Here is a 15,953-nt window from a genome sequence, read left to right on the forward strand (position 1 = left end):
ATAGATGTATTATGTGTTTACAGAGAGGGGTTTTATCATGAAGAAACGTGTGCATAGTAGAGAGACAGAGGCAGCAGCGAAAGCCCTTATTAAAGAACGTGGCGTTACAATCGAAGATATTGCTGAGATTGTATTTGAAATGCAATCCCCTTATGTAGAAGATTTATCAATGGCTGACTGTACAGAAAGTGTGGAAGCTGTACTAACAAAACGAGAAATTCAACATGCGGTGCTTGTTGGAATTGAACTGGACAAGCTAGCTGAACAAGGAAAGCTTTCAGAACCGCTTCAATCCATTGTTGAAACGGATGAAGGACTATTCGGCGTAGATGAAACGATTGCTCTTGGTGCCGTATTTGGCTATGGTAGCATTGCCGTTACAACGTTTGGCCACCTTGATAAACAGAAGTTTGGTATCATCGAAAAGCTTGATACGAAAGAAGGCAATGGCGTTCATACTTTCCTAGATGACCTAATTGCTAGTATCGCAGCGAACGCTTCAAGTCGCCTTGCTCATAGATTAAGAGATCGTGAAGAAGCACTTGATAAAGAAGAGCGCGAGAAGAGAGATAAGGAAGAAAGAATTGGTTAAATAGATGAGGCTGGGACATAAGTAAATAACCATGAGAAAGACCCGAACAATTCATTTGAATCAGATCGGGTCTTTCGTAATTTACAGATAGGAAACAACCGCTTCGCCAACATACTGTGCTGTTCCCGCAGGAGTCTACGTATGTTGGCTACGCTAAGGTCTTACTCTTACCATTCAAATTCGCGATTTCCTTCATGTATTTTAGTTTTGTCCCAGCCTCATTATCATACTATATTATAAGAAAGTATTGACAGAAATTAAGTCTCTCAGGTATATTAATATATGTCTTAAATTGATCCGTTAGCTCAGTTGGGAGAGCGCTACCTTGACAGGGTAGAGGTCGTTGGTTCGAGCCCAATACGGATCACCATACATAACTATTTCAAGCGGTATTCCGATTATTTCGGGATGCCGCTTTTTTGCTAAAATTAAAACTCCGGCAAATGATCCAGATTATTTTCTTTTGTTCCATCTGGCTCGCTTCGAATAATATCTCGTCCGTATTTTTGAAAAACGTCAACTCCTGATAGTGTTCCATTTTTCGCTGCTTCTAACGCTTGTTTATAATCAAGCTCTTCCCCAGTATTTGTTTGAAACGCAATAAGATCACCATCGTCATTTTTTCGAACTGCTGTAATTCTCATGCCATCTTTATTCTCTATAGGTGTTATTTCTCTATGTTCATTACTTAGATAATCTTGATAAGCTTTGTCAAAGCGGTCCATCTTTTCATCTCCTTATGATTGATTAGCGATTTGAAGCAATGCTGATATATCAACTCGCCACCGACTCGATAGTGGATCCCGTTTAGCAGGAAGGTTTATGACTGTCGTAATCGTTCCGCTTTCTTCAATGTAGATTTCGACTTTGGCTACAACTTCATTGTGAAAGAGGTTTTTCTTCGAATGTATATTTTTCATCACCTTCCAATTAGTGACGTAAATACCAGATAGAGCTTGTAGATCCAACTGCTCATGTGGAACAATTTTACGTAAGAGCGAGGTATCGGTATTGTTAATGGCAATCATAAGCGAATCCACTAATTCTGAAGGGCTTTGTTTATTTAGATACTCATCTATTTTGCCTGCTGCTTTTAATACCATTAAGTTGTGTGCGGGATCAGGACTAGATGACCCATGAGTAGTACTGTTTAGGAAGTGCAAACAAAAATGCCCATTGAATCCATTGTCCAAAGCACCTGCTCCATGTGGCATGCCATTCATGGATGCAGCTATCATTTGGCCATCCATGACTACAATGGCAGCTCTCCTCTTCCAACTCCATTCTGGATATATTTCTTTCATTACTTCCGTATCCTTATTTGTTAATGGCTGAATATCAGCATGCTGACTGCCTGCTCTTCTTTGGACTTGAAAAGACTTGCCGCTTTCGACATCAACAATTGTGAAAATGGACTTACGTGGGATGATTTCATCTACTTCCTTCCAGTTAAGAAGCTTAATTTCATCATCGATTGGGAGCAATTGACTAACGTTTTCTTTGGCATATCCTTGGACGGGGACTACAAAAAGTAAGAGTACAACTAGTGCAAAAGCTGGTCGCTTCATTTTCCTCACCCTTAGTTTTAGAATCAATTCTTATTTTGTACAACCGTACATTCTCTATTCTTATTTAAGGTGTAAGAAGGTTTCAGTAATATTGAATTGTGATTGGAAGAGAAAATTTCAAATATTGCATAATAATCATCAGGTTTTTAACACATAAATGATATAATGACGCCAACGACACCAAAAGGAGACCGCCTATGGAACATAATGAGGAAGGAAAAGGGACTTTTTCCTTAAATGAAGACGGCTCTAAGGAAACAAGTGAACTACGAACCGAGCTAACCGAAAAAAATCGTAAGCTTCATCATATCTTTAATCATTCGAGAGATGGGATGACATTATCAAATCAAAATGGGACGCTGATTGAAGTAAATCAGGCATGCTGTGAAATATTTGAACTTGATAAAGCAACAATCAAAACGAAATTAATTGGATACCATGTAGCACCAGAAGGAAGAGAAGCATTTAAACAAATGAGAATCGATTTACAAAAGAAGGGGTATGTTGTAGAGAAACTGCCGATTATTCTGATGAATGGAAAACGGAAGGTTGTTGAACTCTCTATTACCCACCAAGCCTATAGAGACCTGAACTTATCCATCATAAGAGATGTTACTTCAGAAACCGATCTCTATAATAAAATGATGGATAATAAAGAGAAATTAGCAAGTGTTTTTGAGTGTGCTCTGGATGGTATTCTCCTATGGAACGAGGATCGTTGCATAGTTGATGCTAATCCTGCAGCGTGCGAATTATTTAATGTGAGCAGAGAGGAAATACAATCTTATAATTTGTTTGACTTCCTCGAAGGGACAAACATCTCAATTGGTAAATCGTTTCAAAAAATATTAGAAGAACGTGGAGAAATTCGAGGCGATATCCAATTTACGATGGCTGGCGGGAACAAAAAGGATCTTGAATTCACTTCGAAGAAAAGTATATACGGAAATCTATACATGACAATTTACCGTGATATTACCGAGACGAAAAGAATGATCGTTGATTTAAAAGAAAGTGAAGAACGGTTTCGGAGATTATTTGAAGGCGCACTGGATGGCATGGCAATATTAAATGAAGAGGGGATAATTGTTAACATTAATCGTGCGTGTTGTCGATTGTTTAGTCTTGATTCTAATTCTGTCATTCATTCTCATTATTCCGAAGTTGAGAATGACTGTGAGATTATCTGGGATCACTCATCGGAATATGGTATGAGCGGGGAAGGAAAGCGAGTCAATCCTGTTACCAATCAAACTCAAGTGTTTAATTTCACTTTAAGCTATCATATCTACCCGGGCCATCATCTTGTCATTATACGTGATGTGACTGAGATTAAAAATGCTGAAGAAAACCTTCGAAGGACCGAAACGAGTCATGTTCTTGGAGATTTAGCGGCAGGCGTTGCTCATGAAATAAGAAATCCACTATCAACGATTAAGGGATTTCTCCAACTTTTAGATGGGAACGATTCCGTTAATCAGGAACTTTTAAAGGTAGTTGAGGTTGAGATGGAGCAAGTTGAGGAAATTGTGAACGAGTTTCTTCTTCTATCAAAGCGGGAATTTTCTTCATATGAGTCAGTCAATATGAACATTCTTCTTAAAGAAGTTATTCAGCGTTTATCTACGAAGGCTGTAGATAATAGTATTGATATTGTAGAAGTATATGGAGATATAGACATTTATTGTGTGTGCATTCGTTCACATATTAAGCAAGTTCTTTCAAACATCATAGAAAATGGTATCGAATCGATGTCTAATGGTGGTGCCTTACGAGTTAAACTGAGTGAAAAAGGAAGCTTCGTTATGATTGAAGTTGAAGATAAAGGGAATGGAATTCCACTTCATCTCATTGATCGACTAGGTGAACCATACTATCAAATCTCCGAAAAGGGAACCGGCCTTGGCTTAATGGTAAGTTATAAAGTTGTCAAAGAGCACGGAGGGCATATTGATGTATCGAGTAAAGAGGGATTAGGGACCATCTTTCGAATTACATTGCCATCTAAAGTAGAGCAGAACAAGAATAGTATAGAAATGAGGAGAGACAAAATTGATTACGATTGAAAATCTTCATCATGTAAGTCTTGCTGTAACTGACCTTGAAAAAGCGAAATCTTTTTATCAAAACGTTTTATGCTTAAATGAAATAGAAAGACCTGATTTTGATTTCCCTGGTGCCTGGTATCAAGTAGGCAGTCAACAACTGCATCTTATCGTTTATCCTGAAGCCTCAACACTTAGAGGCACAGAAGAACTTACCTCGAAAGAAGGTCACTTTGCATTTCGGGTCAAGAGCTATGAAGAGTCGTTAAGATGGTTGAAAGCAACTGGAATCGATATTCACGAAAACTACTATAGTAAAAGTGGTTTCGCTCAAATATTTGTCTCCGATCCTGATGGGAATTTAATTGAATTAAATATCGAACGATAAGTAGAAAAGATGTCCCTCATCAATGATATGGGGCATCTTTTTTAATCATTCATTTGAAGGAAATTCATTGTGTTCACGCTGGGGATTCGCATTCTTTCTGAGCATCTTTCACTACCTTTTTAGCTTTCTCTGCTAGGTGCTGGTCTTCTTTCACTGCCTTTGCTTTATAGTATCCTCTTAACCAATCATACCCAACACTAAAAAAAATAACCTAATTTGCTGTTTATTCAGACATTTACTTCCTCGGACAATCATACCTTGATAGAAAAGAGTTTGAGGAGGTAGGTTATGGCATTAGTCATGCTCATATTACTCGTAATGTTTTTAGGACTGGCCTTATTTATGAATGTAATTTGGAATGGCATCAAAACGGATTCTGCTGCATATGATCGGGAGTTCTTGTGGATGGATTATGAGGAAATTATGAAAAAAGAGGATATTTTCTAACCCGCAGTGCGGGTTTTTTTAGTTTTATCATAATTAAAAAAGATTGAACTTATCAGCTAGATTGTATGTGTAACCTTGCACTAAAAGTAAGATTAAGAGGTTTCTTATCCACCCCTAAAACGAAGCATGTTTAGGGTTTTTAAATGATGATAATAGGGTATTTTAGAAATGAATTGAGGTGAAATAGTGATGGGAATTCGTAAAAAACTTAGAAAAAATCGCACACAGAAGAAAGGCATGCCTCCAGGCTCTCTTGTTTACATAGGTGACGAGAAAACAGAGAAAGTAACAGTTACAGCTGTTGAGTTTGATGACCAGGAAATAAACGAATATCAAGACATTTCAATGGACAAATTGAGCGAAGTGTTTCACTCAGAGAAAGTGACCTGGATTAACGTGGATGGTGTACATAACGTTCAATTAGTAGATGAAATAAGTAAAATGATCGGTTTACATCCATTAACGACAGAAGATATTTTAAATACGGAACATAGACCAAAGATCGATTTTTTTGAAGATCACTTACTAGCGATTGTAAAAATGCTTGATTTAGCACCAGATAGCACTGAGCTCGACATTGAACAGGTAGGCTTTATTCTAACAGAGAACACCGTTATTACTTTTCAAGAAAAACACGGAGATTTATTTGATCCTGTTAGACTTCAGTTAAAGGAAAGTAAAGGGAGAATAAGGAAGACAGGAGCGGACTTTCTCTTTTATTCTTTGATGGATGTGATTTTTGATCAGTATCTAATCATTATGGATGAGATGGATGATCGAATTGCTGAACTTGAAGGAATGATCATGGAAAATCCGGATAATCACTCTTTGCAGGATATTAATGAATATAAAAATACAATTTTACAACTTAAGAAAACGGTCTGGCCCGTTCGTGAAGTCGTTAATAAGTTAATTAATCGAAAAGTACCGTATATAAGAGAAAGTATTTCGTTCTATTTACAGGACATCCATGACCACATTGTTCAGGCAAACGACATGGTTGAAACTTCGAGAGGTCAACTTTATGGTTTACTTGATGTGTATTACTCTAGCTTAAGTATGAAAATGAATGAAATTATGAAAGTACTCACAATTGTATCCACGATTTTTATCCCTTTAACATTTATTGCAGGTATATATGGGATGAACTTTACAAACATGCCAGAGTTGGACTGGAAGTGGAGCTATCCAACGGTTTGGATTGTAATGATTATCATTACTGGCCTAATGCTTGTTTACTTTAAACGTAAAAATTGGTTTTAGGAGGAGCATATATGAAGGAAGTTGTGATTGTAACAGGCGCTGGTCACGGAATTGGAAGAGGAGTAGCAATTGCTTATTCCAATAGAGGTAGTCAAGTAATCTTAGCTGATGTAAATGAAGAAGGGTGTAAAGAAACTGCTAGTTTAATGAAAGGTGAATCTCCTGATATCATCCTGACAGATGTTAGTAATCCTGAACACATTCAACAATTAATGAACCAAACGGAGGAGAAATACGGTCGTCTAGATGTCCTTATTAACAATGCTGGTTTAACAGCTTTCAAACAAATGGATGAAATATCCATTGGAGAATGGGATCACATTATTAATACGAACTTAAGAAGTGTTTTTCTAGGCTCTCGTGCTGCTGCAGCACTCATGAGAAAGAGTGGAGGCGGCTCTATTATTAATATAGCTTCAACAAGAGCTTCAATGTCTGAACCGAATAGTGAAGCATATGCTGCTACAAAAGGAGGGATTGTTGCTCTTTCACATGCGCTAGCAATTTCACTTTCAAAAGATAATATTACAGTTAATTCTATCAGTCCAGGATGGATTGAAGTAGAAGATTATGATTCTTTACGAGATATAGATCACAAACAGCATCCTTCTAGAAGAGTTGGTAAACCGTCCGATATCGGAAGAGCTTGTCTCTTTTTATCCAACCCAGATAATGATTTTGTGACAGGAGAGAATCTGGTAGTTGATGGTGGCATGACACGAAAAATGATTTATGAGCATTAAGTGAGTAACAGTTAACGGACAATCCCCTTTCGTGTTACTATAATAAAAGACCTTCCTAATAGAAATAATACAAAGCGAATTATGCTTGAGGGGACGTTTTAAATGGCTAAACATATGGATTTACCTAATTTGTATGAAACAGGAATTGATGAACTCATCATTTCCGCAGAAAAAGTCGCGCATGTTCAACTAAATAACCCGTTGGAACACGCCATGCTTATTTTAATTAAATCCGGCTATTCTTCTATACCTGTTCTTGATACTCAGTATCGGTTAAAAGGATTAATTAGTCAGCCGCTCATTTTAGATTCCATTCTAGGCATCGAGCGAATCGAATTTGAGAAATTAAGTGAGTACGTAGTGGAAGATGTTATGAATACAGAAATTCCTTGTATTAATGAAAAAGAGGGCTTTTTTAAAGGATTAAAGCTTTCAATTGATCATCCTTTTTTATGTGTTGTTGATGATGAGTTTATATTCAAAGGAATCTTAACGAGAAGAGCGCTATTGAAATTTGTGAATCGTTATTTGCATGAATCTTCTGTTAGAGGATCTTAGAAATTTAACCCGGTAGTTACACCGGGTTTTTTACATATACGGAGTTGAAAATATGAAGCCGTTTACAAATCAAATTGTGCAAAGTTATAAGAGAAAAGAAACCAATCGACCACTTGTACTTGTTGCTATTATTATTGGTATGTTTATGGCTGCAATTGAAGGGACAATCGTTTCCACAGCAATGCCAGGAATTGTCGGTGATCTCGGGGGATTTTCAAAGTTCAGTTGGGTCTTTTCAGCTTATCTTCTTATGTCAGCAATAACCGTTTTGTTGTTTGGTAAACTATCAGATCTTTTCGGTCGTAAACCTATTTATACAATTGGTATTGTCGTCTTCCTGATCGGTTCATTATTGTGTGGATTTGCAGATTCGATGGAAGCACTCGTTATTTACCGTTTAATTCAAGGTGTTGGTGCAGGTGCTGTTCAACCTATTGCGCTTACAATCGTTGGAGACATGTATTCAATGGAAGAAAGGGCGAAGATTCAAGGTTATTTAGCTAGTGTGTGGGGGATTTCTGCTATAGCTGGCCCTGCTTTGGGTGGTCTTTTCGTTCAGTATATTGCTTGGTCATGGGTTTTTTGGATGAATATCCCACTTGGTATTCTATCACTTATTGGCATTTTGCTTTTGTTGCATGAAACAATTGATAAAGAAAAGAAATCAATTGACTATGCAGGAGCAGGGTTGTTACTCGTTTCGGTTAGCGCTTTAATGATTGTATTAATAGAAGGCGGAGTACACTGGGAGTGGACTTCGTTACCAATCATAGGGCTGATTACTTTATCGGTTGCTGGCATTTCGCTGTTTTTACATGTTGAAAAGAAAGCGAAAGAACCTTTAATGCCGCTTGGTATTTGGAGTAGTCCTATTATTGCTATTTCAAATTCTGTAACATTTACGACAGGGATCATATTAATTGGTGTCTCAAGCTTTTTACCTACCTTTGTACAGGGGGTGATGGAGCGTTCACCAATTGTAGCAGGTTTCACGTTAACAACAATGTCTATTGGGTGGCCGATTGCTTCAACAGCTGCTGGAAATCTAGTTATCAAAATTGGTTTCAGATCAACATCCGTACTCGGTGGCATTTCTCTTATCGTTGGGTCTAGCATTTATCTATTTATGACGCCTGCGCTAGGTCCTATTTTTGCTGGGGTGGGCTCTTTTTTCATAGGAGTTGGGATGGGATTAACATCCACTACATTTATTGTAGCAATCCAGGGCTCAGTATCATGGCAACAAAGAGGAATTGCGACAGCTACAAATATGTTTATGAGAACATTAGGAAGTGCAGTTGGTGCAGCTCTTCTTGGTGGTATCCTAAACAGCAGGCTTCAACACTACTTAACAGAAAGAGCGGGTAATCCAGATATTTCGATTAATACGGCTAATCAACTACTCGATGAAACAAAAAGGAAGTCACTTGATCCTTCCCTACTTGATCTTTTACAAAACGGTTTAACCATTTCACTTAAATGGGTATACGGTGGTGTGTTGGTACTTGCCCTTGTTAGTTTTGTATTGGTCCTGTTCATTCCAAAACCATCTAAGAAAGAAAACCCGGCTCGTACATGAGCCGGGTTTAAATGATTCGTGTTAGGAATTCAATTCGATTATCGAAAGGATCAAAGAAGGAAAACCGTTCATACCCTTCAATTTGGGTCTCTTGTTGAATGGGAACATTCTTCTTTTCTAGATGCTTTCTTGCTTCCTCGATATTCACTACTTCAAAAGCAGGGTGCCTTTTCCCTGGGACTCCCATTTTTTCTACGCCAATGTGTACTTCAATGTTTGCTACCTTTAACCAAAATCCACCGTTATTCCTTAATTGTTGAGGTTTGGTTATTTCTTGAAAACTAAGAGTGTTTAAATAGAAATCTCTTGCAACGTTTTCTTGATCGGGTGGTATGCAAATCTGGATGTGATGCAGACGTTTATACTGTATAGACATGTAACTCACTCCTAGAATTGTTTAGTGAAAATGTTATAACATACTTGGAAAATGAGAAGTATTGTCATGGATCGTAGTAACCAATTAACTTGACTAAGTGTAAGCTTTTCTGCAATCCTGACTGAAATTTGAGCACCTGTAATTGAGCCAATAGCAAGTGGAATTGCAATCATCATATTTAAATGGCCACTGAAGAAGTAGACGACAACCGCACCTGTACAACTTAGAAAGGTATTAAATCTAGTTAATCCGATTGAAGCAAGGTAGGAGATTCCAACATGGCGAAATAAATGCATTTGAAGCGTTGCTTGACCAGGACCAAATGTTCCATCGTACCAACCAATCATTCCAACGAATGGAAGTGCTCTTCTTGGAACAATTCTTGAGGAATAATTGGTTTTTGTCTTCTTTAAAAAAGATAGTCCAAGCGCTACAATAAGCATTCCACCTGCGAACAATTGAAGCGATTGTTGAGAGAGAGACGAAGCGAATAATCCTCCAAGTATACCTCCAGCAAGTGCAATCGGACCTGTTTTCATTGCTTCTTTGAACGCCAATTCTTTTCGTCTAAGCAGTACGTAAAAACTTGAAAAAGAGCTGAGCATATTAGAGAATTTATTAGCTGATATGATGGAATGAATTGGAAGGTCAAGTAACATCATAGCAGGTACATTAATCAACCCACCGCTTCCAGATAACGTTCCAACGAACGTTGCAATAACACCAATTCCGAATAACCATATCCATTCCATGAACATCATCCTTTAGTGGTTCTTACTACAGTATATTATCCTTCCAACGATAACGAAATTAGATTATAATGATGATTTGTGATAAGAATAACTTATGAATACATGTTGTAAAGGTAAGGGAGTGGTGATTGACCATGAGTTCAGAGTATCAAGTTCTTTCCATTTTGGCAGAAGAAAAGAATATGAGAAGAGCTGCTGAAAGGTTGTATGTGTCGCAGCCGGCACTTAGTCAAAGGCTTCAGTCAATTGAGAAAGCATGGGGGGTTTCGATTTTTCTAAGGTCTCAGAAAGGTCTTACGATTACGCCGGCTGGTGAGCGGATTATTTCATTCGCAAATGACACATTGCGTAGAGAAGAGAAGGTGTATGAAGCGTTAACTGCATTAAGCTCTGAAGTTCATGGAACCCTAAAGCTTGCAGTAGCCTCTATTATTGGGCAGTACTGGCTTCCTGCAGTTCTAAAGAAATTCGTTGAGCATTATCCTAGTGTGAAGATATCACTTGTAACGGGGTGGAGCAGTGACATATTACGTTACTTATATGAAGATGATATACATGTAGGAATCATTCGAGGTAAACCTGATTGGAGAGGAAAGAGTCAGTACTTACTTTCAGATGAACTGTACCTAGTTGATACTACGATACAATCCATTGATGAATTGCAAGTAACAGAAAAGCCTTTTATTCAATTTAAAAGCGATTCGACTTACTTTCAAGAAATTCAAGCTTGGTGGCAAACTCAGTCATTTGCTCCACCGAAAAAGACGATCGTAGTTGATCAAATTGAAACATGTAAGCAAATGGCATTGAACGGTATCGGGTATGCGATTTTGCCTTCTATTAGCATCACGGAGGATGATAAAGAGTTTTTCCGCATCCCGCTTTCAGATCGTGAAGGCGCTCCATTGAAAAGAGACACTTGGTTATTAACAAATGACACAGCGATGCAGCTTAAGCAAGTTCAGAAATTCATGGAATTGATTAATAACTAGCCTTTAGATTAGACTTCACGATTTCGATCATGTACGATAAAATGAGTAACATGCTGATGCAAAAGATAAGCACATGCATAATGATTAAAGGAGGAATTTACACCATGAAAATGATGGATGCAAACGAAATTATTAGCTTTATTCAAAACAGTGAGAAATCAACTCCTGTAAAAGTACATATTAAAGGAAACCTTGAAGGGATTGACTTTGGTAGCAACACTAAGTCTTTCATTACTGGTAATACAGGTGTTCTTTTTGGTGAGTGGAAAGAGATTAAGAAAGCACTTGAGTCTGAAGCTTCTAAGATTGAAGACTATGTGGTTGAAAACGATCGTCGTAATTCTGCCATTCCTATGCTTGATCTCAAAGGAATCCAAGCTCGTATTGAGCCGGGTGCTGTGATTCGTGATCAGGTTGAAATCGGCAATAATGCTGTCATCATGATGGGCGCGATGATTAATATCGGTTCTGTTGTAGGAGAAGGCACGATGATTGACATGAACGTTGTTCTTGGTGGACGTGCTACTGTTGGTAAAAACTGTCACATTGGTGCAGGTTCTGTCCTTGCAGGCGTAATTGAGCCGCCTTCCGCAAGCCCTGTTATTATTGAAGATGATGTTGTAATTGGAGCAAACGCGGTTGTTCTTGAAGGAGTAAAAGTTGGTAAAGGAGCAGTTGTAGCAGCTGGCGCAATTGTTACAGAGGACGTTCCTGAGTACACACTTGTCGCTGGTACTCCTGCACGTGTTTTGAAGAAGATCGACGATCAAACACGTTCTAAGACAGAGATCAAAAAAGAACTTCGTCAGCTTCAAAACGATTAATACTGATGGATAAGACTGTTGTACGAAGAGATTTGCACCGAATTCCTGAGATCGGCTTTAAGGAATTCAAGACGCAGCGCTATCTTCTTCAGTTTATTGAAAACCTTTCTCAAGAACGTCTTGAAGTGAAGACTTGGAAGACAGGGATCCTGGTTAAGGTTCGTGGACAAAAACCAACGAAAACGATTGGTTACAGGACAGATATAGACGGTCTTCCAATTGCAGAAGAGACAGGATACCCTTTTCAGTCAGAACACGAAGGATATATGCACGCATGTGGGCATGATTTTCATATGACAATTGCTCTATCGCTTCTGGAGTATTATTCAACACACGAGGTAAAAGACAATTTGTTATTTATTTTTCAACCGGCAGAAGAGGGTCCAGGTGGAGCGCTACCTATGCTCGAAAGTGAAGAGTTTAAAGCGTGGAAGCCAGACCAAATTGTTGCGCTTCACATTGCACCAGAGTATCCGGTTGGTACAATTGCTACGAAACCTGGTCTGCTATTTGCGAATACATCTGAATTATTCATCGATCTAAAAGGTAAGGGTGGCCACGCGGCTTACCCTCACCATACGCGTGATATGGTAGTTGCAGCCAGTCACCTTGTGACACAATTCCAGACTATTGTTGCGAGAAATATTGACCCACTTGATTCGGCAGTTGTGACGGTAGGTAAAATTGTTGGCGGTACAAAACAAAACATTATTGCTGAAACAGCAAGAGTAGAAGGCACAATACGCAGCCTCTCAGCAGAATCCATGACTCTTGTAAAGCAAAGGATTGAAGCAATCATAAAAGGGATTGAAGCTTCCTTTGAATGCACTGCGTCGATTGATTATGGATCAAACTACTACCAGGTTAACAATGATACTAACCTTGTAGTAAAGTTTATGGAAGAAACTAGGGATCTTTCTGATGTATCTGTGATTGAATGTCGAGAAGCAATGACCGGTGAAGACTTTGGATATTTCCTTAAAGAAATTCCAGGGTTTATGTTCTGGCTAGGTGTTAACTCGGATTCTGGTCTACATTCTTCTTCTTTAATGCCAGATGAAGCAGCAATAGATACAGCATTTCAAGTTATGACAAGTTACTTTAATCGTAGTGCGAATTAATGGTAATAACCCCCCCTGAGCATTGGCTCGGGGGGTTATTTATGTTGAAAGCATCGAAGTGGAATGAGAGTTTTATCCACTACATACATATTTTCCATAAATGTGGAGAAAATAATCTTGTTGGTAAAGATACATAATTGAAAGGAGTGAAGAGTATGAACAAGAGAATTGCTGTTGAAGATACGCTTTCTGACGTAGCACAGGCGCTTCAGGCGAAGGGATACGATGTGGTGTCATTGAAACAGGAAAGTGATGCTAGTGGATGTGACTGCTGTGTCGTTTCAGGACAGGATCAAAATGTAATGGGCATGCAATCGGTATCGACACAAGGTTCTGTTATTAACGCAGATGGAATGACAGCTGATCAGGTTTGTCAGCAGGTGGATAGCCGTTACCAGTAATACGATACAAAAATGCCCCTCTCATTAATGAGAGGGGCATTTATTAATTGCTTTTCTTTACCCAGTTTCCATTATCGTTCTTTTCATACTTCTCCTCAACAGCGCTCCAGGCTACTTTAAAAGCTGTTTTCTCTTGATCATACTGCTCGGAAGCAGAATTAAAAGCCTCTTTAAAGATATCCTGGGCATGTGCGGGCAAGTTGTCTTTCACTTGATCTGGTAAATCGTTTCGTGAATTGTAAGGCAAGATAGTCACTCTCCTTTGGAAGGTCTGTGATTACCTTACCCATGATGTAGACTGAATAAACGATTACTGTTCTTTCTTCTCCACATATACTTGATGGGGGAAAGGAATTTCAATGCCATTTGCATCAAGGGCTTCTTTAATTTCTTTGCGCAACTGTCGTTCCACGCCCCATTGTTCCATATTCTGAGTTCTGCAGAGGACGCGTAGTACAACGTCTGATGATCCCAAGTTTTGTACGCCAAGTACATCAGGGCCTTCGATAACAGCTTCGTTTGTAGCTGCTACGTTATCACAAACACCTTGAATCACTCGAATCGCGTCATCAATATTATCATCATATGAAATCCCGATATCAACAAGCGCGCGCATGTTTCCTCTTGAGTGGTTACTTAATGCACTGATTTCTCGGTTTGGTACATAGTTTAGTGTTCCGTCAAATGATCGAATATGTGTTGTTCGCAATCCAACTTCTTCCACGATGCCCCCAAATCCACCTGCAGTAACATAGTCTCCCACATCCATTTGTTTCTCAAGAAGGATGAAAAATCCGGTAACAACGTCACTTACAAGTCCTTGAGCACCAAAACCTACTGCAAGACCAATAATACCGGCGCCGGCAATGAGTGCTTTAATATCAAATCCGAACGTTTCAAATATAATAGCTGCTGCCATGAAAATGAGAACATAAGACAAGATGCTTTTCGCTAAATTCATAAGCGTATTCGCTCTTCCCTCACTCATATTCTGCTTTTCTGATACTTTTCCAAAAGTCCTTTCAATAAAGCGATTTCCAATCGCTTTTACGATCGCATAAACAATAAGAATTGCGATGAGCTTCAATAAGATCAAACCTGTCTGAACTAAAAGACCGGCCCAATCAATGTTTTCAAAAAGTTCCAATTAACTTCCTCCTTTATTTATCTATTACTTATGTACAAATAACACAAGTCAAAGTATATCGAAAATTGTTGTGTGAATTCAAGTAAAGTGTTGATACGAGACGAACATTAGGATTTTCGTTATACTTAAAGTACCCTGTTTATTTGCCTATAAACGTGGGTACGATAGAAAAGTCACGGTTATACCTTAGATTAAATTAATTATTATTTAACATTGACTAAAAATAACTCGTGTACTATAATGGCATTTGTGGGCGAAAGCCGCAGGATATTTTCTAGGAGGGATTTACACATGGTAGAACGCATGGTAGGTAAACAAGCACCTCGCTTCGAAATGGAAGCAGTTATGACAAACAAAGAATTCGGTAAAGTAAGTCTTGAAGAAAACATGAAAAACGATAAATGGACAGTGCTTTTCTTCTATCCAATGGACTTCACTTTTGTGTGCCCAACTGAAATTACAGCACTAAGCGATCGTTTCGAAGAATTCGATGATCTTGATGCAGAAGTAGTTGGTGTATCAACAGATACAATTCATACTCACCTAGCATGGATCAACACTGATCGTAATGAAAATGGTCTAGGCGACCTAAACTATGCACTTGCTGCAGATACAAACCACAAAGTTTCTAAAGAATACGGCGTATTTATTGAAGATGAAGGTGTTGCACTACGCGGACTATTCATCATCAACCCTGAAGGTGAACTTCAGTACTCTGTTGTTAACCATAACAATATTGGCCGTGACGTAGATGAAACACTACGTGTACTACAAGCACTTCAAACTGGTGGACTTTGCCCGGCTAACTGGAAGCCAGGTCAAGAAACACTTAAATAAATTTACAACTCATGCTCCAAGGAGGACAACCTCCTTGGAGTTTTTTTTATTAAATATAAGGCTATGTTAGCTCTTATTGTTGATTTCTCGATTTTTGGCTCATTCGAGTGAAACCTTAGTTTCACTCGCCTTTCAGCAGAGCTGAAAGGTCGTCCTGCGGTGACCAATCGTCTGAGCAAATGAATTTGCTCGAAGCGATTGGTCACCGCAGGGCGTAAATGAGCCAAAAATCAACACTGCTTACTAACATAGCCAAATATAAAGGAATATGCTTCAAAGATGATGAAGAATTTTAATCGAAGGAGTGACGGTATTTCATT

At 38.6% G+C, this 15,953-nt stretch carries 19 protein-coding genes and 1 tRNA gene; 14 read left to right on the plus strand and 6 right to left on the minus strand.

Annotated elements, in window-relative coordinates; all coding sequences use genetic code 11:
* The first annotated feature begins 37 nt into the window (after positions 1-37).
* Positions 38-592, plus strand: a complete 555-nt coding sequence (locus JI666_RS00775) for a phosphatidylglycerophosphatase A family protein (RefSeq protein WP_206887877.1) — start codon at positions 38-40, stop codon at positions 590-592.
* A 294-nt stretch (positions 593-886) separates the two neighbouring features.
* A tRNA-Val gene (locus JI666_RS00780) sits at positions 887-962 on the plus strand.
* 58 nt (positions 963-1,020) lie between these two features.
* On the opposite strand, the gene JI666_RS00785 is transcribed toward JI666_RS00780, so the two are convergent.
* Positions 1,021-1,317: a DUF3892 domain-containing protein gene (locus tag JI666_RS00785; protein WP_206887882.1), complete on the minus strand. Its 297-nt coding sequence runs from the start codon at positions 1,315-1,317 to the stop codon at positions 1,021-1,023.
* Between the two features lie 12 nt (positions 1,318-1,329).
* On the minus strand, positions 1,330-2,160 hold the full coding sequence (locus JI666_RS00790; protein ID WP_206887885.1) for a hypothetical protein: 831 nt from the start codon (positions 2,158-2,160) through the stop codon (positions 1,330-1,332).
* A 197-nt stretch (positions 2,161-2,357) separates the two neighbouring features.
* Here JI666_RS00790 and JI666_RS00795 point away from each other — a divergent pair, with 197 nt between their 5' ends.
* From JI666_RS00795 to JI666_RS00825, 7 genes are all read left to right on the plus strand, one after another.
* Positions 2,358-4,226: a PAS domain-containing protein gene (locus JI666_RS00795; RefSeq protein ID WP_206887887.1), complete on the plus strand. Its 1,869-nt coding sequence runs from the start codon at positions 2,358-2,360 to the stop codon at positions 4,224-4,226.
* Positions 4,213-4,593: a VOC family protein gene (locus JI666_RS00800; protein ID WP_206887890.1), complete on the plus strand. Its 381-nt coding sequence runs from the start codon at positions 4,213-4,215 to the stop codon at positions 4,591-4,593. The genes JI666_RS00795 and JI666_RS00800 overlap by 14 nt, the downstream gene beginning before the upstream one ends.
* Positions 4,594-4,881: 288 nt before the next feature.
* Positions 4,882-5,040, plus strand: a complete 159-nt coding sequence (locus tag JI666_RS00805; protein WP_206887893.1) for a hypothetical protein — start codon at positions 4,882-4,884, stop codon at positions 5,038-5,040.
* A gap of 189 nt (positions 5,041-5,229) precedes the next feature.
* Positions 5,230-6,303, plus strand: a complete 1,074-nt coding sequence (gene corA, locus JI666_RS00810) for a magnesium/cobalt transporter CorA (protein WP_206887897.1) — start codon at positions 5,230-5,232, stop codon at positions 6,301-6,303.
* Positions 6,304-6,314: 11 nt separating this feature from the next.
* A complete protein-coding gene (locus JI666_RS00815) occupies positions 6,315-7,046 on the plus strand; it encodes an SDR family NAD(P)-dependent oxidoreductase (RefSeq protein ID WP_206887900.1) in 732 nt (243 codons plus the stop codon).
* Positions 7,047-7,148: 102 nt separating this feature from the next.
* The gene (cbpB, locus tag JI666_RS00820; RefSeq protein WP_286170527.1) at positions 7,149-7,604 is read left to right on the plus strand and encodes a cyclic-di-AMP-binding protein CbpB; all 456 of its coding nucleotides are present in this window, start codon (positions 7,149-7,151) and stop codon (positions 7,602-7,604) included.
* A 52-nt stretch (positions 7,605-7,656) separates the two neighbouring features.
* Entirely contained in the window at positions 7,657-9,183 is a 1,527-nt protein-coding gene (locus JI666_RS00825) for an MDR family MFS transporter (protein WP_206887903.1), read from the plus strand.
* A gap of 7 nt (positions 9,184-9,190) precedes the next feature.
* Here JI666_RS00825 and JI666_RS00830 read toward each other — a convergent pair whose 3' ends face one another.
* A complete protein-coding gene (locus JI666_RS00830) occupies positions 9,191-9,559 on the minus strand; it encodes a VOC family protein (protein WP_206887906.1) in 369 nt (122 codons plus the stop codon).
* An 11-nt stretch (positions 9,560-9,570) separates the two neighbouring features.
* Positions 9,571-10,311: a sulfite exporter TauE/SafE family protein gene (locus JI666_RS00835; RefSeq protein WP_206887909.1), complete on the minus strand. Its 741-nt coding sequence runs from the start codon at positions 10,309-10,311 to the stop codon at positions 9,571-9,573.
* 134 nt (positions 10,312-10,445) lie between these two features.
* Between JI666_RS00835 and ccpC the strand changes: the two genes are divergently transcribed.
* From ccpC to JI666_RS00855, 4 genes are all read left to right on the plus strand, one after another.
* Complete coding sequence (gene ccpC / locus JI666_RS00840) at positions 10,446-11,303, plus strand: transcriptional regulator CcpC (RefSeq protein WP_206887912.1); 858 nt, start codon at positions 10,446-10,448, stop codon at positions 11,301-11,303.
* A gap of 104 nt (positions 11,304-11,407) precedes the next feature.
* Positions 11,408-12,127 carry a 2,3,4,5-tetrahydropyridine-2,6-dicarboxylate N-acetyltransferase gene (dapD, locus tag JI666_RS00845; RefSeq protein WP_206887915.1) on the plus strand — a complete coding sequence of 240 codons (720 nt, stop codon included), beginning with the start codon at positions 11,408-11,410 and terminating at the stop codon, positions 12,125-12,127.
* 5 nt (positions 12,128-12,132) lie between these two features.
* Complete coding sequence (locus JI666_RS00850; RefSeq protein WP_206887918.1) at positions 12,133-13,248, plus strand: N-acetyldiaminopimelate deacetylase; 1,116 nt, start codon at positions 12,133-12,135, stop codon at positions 13,246-13,248.
* Positions 13,249-13,403: 155 nt separating this feature from the next.
* The gene (locus tag JI666_RS00855; protein WP_206887921.1) at positions 13,404-13,649 is read left to right on the plus strand and encodes a YkuS family protein; all 246 of its coding nucleotides are present in this window, start codon (positions 13,404-13,406) and stop codon (positions 13,647-13,649) included.
* Between the two features lie 43 nt (positions 13,650-13,692).
* On the opposite strand, the gene JI666_RS00860 is transcribed toward JI666_RS00855, so the two are convergent.
* Positions 13,693-13,896, minus strand: a complete 204-nt coding sequence (locus JI666_RS00860) for a ChaB family protein (protein WP_206887924.1) — start codon at positions 13,894-13,896, stop codon at positions 13,693-13,695.
* Between the two features lie 63 nt (positions 13,897-13,959).
* Entirely contained in the window at positions 13,960-14,796 is an 837-nt protein-coding gene (locus JI666_RS00865) for a mechanosensitive ion channel family protein (protein ID WP_206887927.1), read from the minus strand.
* A gap of 291 nt (positions 14,797-15,087) precedes the next feature.
* On the opposite strand from JI666_RS00865, the gene JI666_RS00870 reads away from it, so the two are divergent.
* A complete protein-coding gene (locus JI666_RS00870; protein WP_206887929.1) occupies positions 15,088-15,633 on the plus strand; it encodes a peroxiredoxin in 546 nt (181 codons plus the stop codon).
* The last annotated feature ends 320 nt before the right edge of the window (positions 15,634-15,953 follow it).

It is taken from the genome of Bacillus sp. NTK071, from assembly GCF_017303315.1.
Lineage (GTDB): Bacteria > Bacillota > Bacilli > Bacillales > Guptibacillaceae > Guptibacillus.